The 3088-nt window shown below is 68.8% G+C and carries 3 protein-coding genes; 1 reads left to right on the top strand and 2 read right to left on the bottom strand.

Annotated elements, in window-relative coordinates; genetic code table 11:
* Positions 1-318 (top strand): peptidoglycan-binding protein (locus tag MJ783_RS09785; RefSeq protein ID WP_370651585.1); only part of this gene is annotated, 318 nt, incomplete at its 5' end.
* 61 nt (positions 319-379) lie between these two features.
* On the opposite strand, the gene MJ783_RS09780 is transcribed toward MJ783_RS09785, so the two are convergent.
* Together MJ783_RS09780 and MJ783_RS09775 are read right to left on the bottom strand one after the other, a co-directional pair.
* Positions 380-856 (bottom strand): hypothetical protein, encoded by a 477-nt coding sequence (locus MJ783_RS09780; protein WP_239310065.1) that lies wholly within the window; start codon positions 854-856, stop codon positions 380-382.
* A 268-nt stretch (positions 857-1124) separates the two neighbouring features.
* Positions 1125-2873 carry an NAD-binding protein gene (locus MJ783_RS09775; protein ID WP_239310064.1) on the bottom strand — a complete coding sequence of 583 codons (1749 nt, stop codon included), beginning with the start codon at positions 2871-2873 and terminating at the stop codon, positions 1125-1127.
* Positions 2874-3088 lie beyond the last annotated feature (215 nt).

The following is a 3088-nucleotide window of genomic DNA, read 5'->3' as shown; positions in this document are numbered from 1 at the left end:
GGCGGTGCCGACGCGAGCGGACGATCGCGGGCAAAGGCGCAGGCTCTGCAGCGGGCCGTGCATGTGGCGGTGGACGGGATCTGGGGGCCGGTGACCGACACCGCCCTCCAGGCCGTCCGGGCAAACCGCCATACCCGTGCGGAGCAGGCCGCGGTCGCTACGACCGTGGACGGGATCTGGGGGCCTCGCTCACAGACCGCCTACATCGCGACTGTGCGGGCGATCCAGGCCGCGCTCGGGGTCGGCGTCGACGGGATCTGGGGACCAGTGACCGACCGGGCGTTTGTCGCCGTGCGTGGTGCCAGCTTCACTGGTTAGGTGCGGAATCCGCACTGTGCGTACCCACGGACGGGGGGAGCCGTACGCGCCGGCGGCTTACTCAGGTGCCATCCCGCGCATGCCATTCGGCGATGAGCGCGTCCCAGCTGAGGTAGCGCGCCACCGCGTAGGCGGGCGACACGACGCCGTCGGGGTCGAAAACGGCCGCCGGGTATCCCAGCTGCGCGCGGTAGCCGCGTTCGGTGACGACAAGCCGCCCGCCGAGCCGTGCCGCGCCTACGACGATGGGCCGTGAGGTCCAGGTCGGGGCGGCGGCGTCGGCAAGCCCCCGTGGTGACGACCACGCGTACAGTCCGCAGACACAGTTCTCACTGGGTACCCGCGGGTGCGGAGCCAGGGGGATCCGGAACCTCCGCGTGCTGAGATCATCACGTTGCGCTCGCAGGCACAGGGCTTGGGTGAGGCCGTCAGGACGCCACAGCAGCAGCTCGGGCGGAAACGGCGACCATGGAGTCCAGGCCGGCCGGAGCCGCCCGTGGGCGTCCACCGCCCACTGACGCCACCCGATGACGCTCATGTGCCTGCCGGCACGGGCTCGGGATCGGCCGCCGGTTCGGGGACCGCGAGCGGTTCTTCCTCCGGCCAGGTGATCGGTTCGTCTTCCACGATGCGCACTGGTTCACCCACGTTTGCCATTCATCCACGGTCCCTCCGCCGGACGCGCGGGTCAATCTCCGGTCGAAGTTTGTCCGGGTGGGGCCGGCGACTGGCTGGAACTTGTTCGATCATAGATTTTTTCGTGCGGCCCGCGGCCGCGGGTGCCGTGATCGCGGGTGCCGTGGTCGTCAACGCAGCCGAAAAATCTGTAGGCCGTGGTCGGCCAGCAGCTCCGGCAGATGGCGGACGGCCGCGGTGGCCTTGACGCGCTGATCGGGCGACAGGTCGCTCCAGTCACGTAACAGGTCATGGCGTTTGTGGAGGTCGTCGCGAACCGGACCGAAGGTCCATCCCCTGCCGCGGCGCTCAACGCACCAGCGCTCATGCTCGAGCCGGGCGAGCATGTCTATCTCGGCGGCGCTGAAGGTGAACCCGGTCGTCGGATGGGTCATCGGGACGACGACCGCGTTGATCTCGTTCAGTTTGGCGCCGATTCCCTCGGCCTGTCTGCGGTTTGCCGTTTGCAGGTCCGCGGGCAAGGCCTCCCAGGGCTGCATCGAGTCCCTGTCGCCGAGGGCGCCGCCGGCTGCCTGTTCGTCGATCAGATACTGGCCGTGAATGGCACGTGCCAGGACCGTCAGCGTGTCGTTGTGCAGCTCGGCCGGTTTCGCCGCTTCGTTCATGATTGCGAATATCCGTACTTCACCTGGCCCGGGATCGAGCAGCTGGCGATTGAACAGGTCGCCGAGGGCTGTCCGCTGTTGCATACAGACCGTCACGGTCTGGCCGGTACTTGCGGTACCACGAATCGCATTCAGGCCGCCTCGCAGCGCAATATCCTCATCCTGGTCACAGAGAACCAGGTGGCGAATATCTGGTATGCGGATTTCCCACGGAATCGTCATGAGATCCACGCGCTGCGCCGGCTCGTTCTTCGTCCGGGGCGCACAGTGCGTGTCGACGGACCGGTAGCGATGCCGCAGTTCAGTGAGCTGGGCGGAGGCATCCGTGTCGACGAGAACAAGCGGCAGCGGCGGAGCGCCGACACGGACCCGCCACAGCCTGGCCAGCTCCACGATGAGCGCGCGCCCGAACGGGCCCAGGCCGACGACCGCGACCGACGGCACCGGATCGTCGGAACCGAGATGGGGCTCCAGGATGCGAGCGGCGAGCGAGCGCGCGGCGATCTCTTCGGGCGTGAAGAAATCCAGCCGGAACTTCGATGCTGATAACAGCCCAAGCCGGCGTGCCTTCAGCGCGAGCGCCAGCTCGCCGTCGGCCAGCCGTGCGTAGCAGGCGAGAGGCTCGTCACGCTCGGTTTGCTGCTCGGCGAGCGCGGCAACGGCTGCCACCGCGGCCGCGTTGGCGGCGCTGTCAGGCAGGCAGGCGTACACGGTGTCGGCTCGGGGCACACCGGCGGCACGCAGCACCGCTTGGTCCCAGGGGTCGCCCATGACGACGAGTGACGCGACCGCGGCGAGCCCTTCGGCGCCGTCGGGATCCGCGTCGGCGCTGATGACGACCACCTGGACACCTTCGGCCCGGAGGTGGCGGATGAGCGTCATCGCGAACGGATCATCGCCGATGACGACCGCGTGCTCGCGCGCTCGACGGGCCGTCCAGCGGCGACGCCGGTCGGTGAACAGGTCCCACACGGACACGGCCACGCCGTAGGCGGTCGCGAGTGGCGCCAGGAAACGGGCGACCTCCAGCGGCAGCGGGAAGGGGCCGCCGTCCTGCAGGGGCTCGGCGCCCAGGAGGAACAGCTGCGCGTCGAAGTAGATGATATCTGTGGTGGTGTATCCGCACGGCTGTGCATGCGGCGGTGGACACTGGTCGGCGGCTCGGCTCAGCTGCGCCAGGCCCCACGCACCCAGGATCGCGGCCGCCGTGAACAGCACGCAGAAAGCCAGCCATAGGACGCGGCTGGCTTTCATCCGTTCTGTCCGCGCCGTCCCCATAGCGACACCGTAGCGACACGGGCCGCATCCGTCGTCAGGGCGTGTTGCGAAAGCCGTCTGTCCGGCTCGCCACGTCCAGGCGGCCTTGGCCACGTTCTCGGCCACACCGATAGCACGCATCCGGTATCGGTGCGGCCCGCGGTCTTGCCAGGAACCGCCTGAACGCGGCTCCCTGATCGAACGACGACTTC

Source organism: Protofrankia sp. Cj3 (assembly GCF_917627355.1).
Lineage (GTDB): Bacteria > Actinomycetota > Actinomycetes > Frankiales > Frankiaceae > Protofrankia.
This window is presented reverse-complemented; position numbering and strand designations above follow the sequence as displayed.

Excerpts from the sequence above, each read along its gene's own strand:
- MJ783_RS09780 (WP_239310065.1), bottom strand. The coding sequence starts at position 856 with ATGAGCGTCATCGGGTGGCGTCAGTGGGCGGTGGACGCCCACGGGCGG.
- MJ783_RS09775 (WP_239310064.1), bottom strand. The coding sequence starts at position 2,873 with ATGAAAGCCAGCCGCGTCCTATGGCTGGCTTTCTGCGTGCTGTTCACG.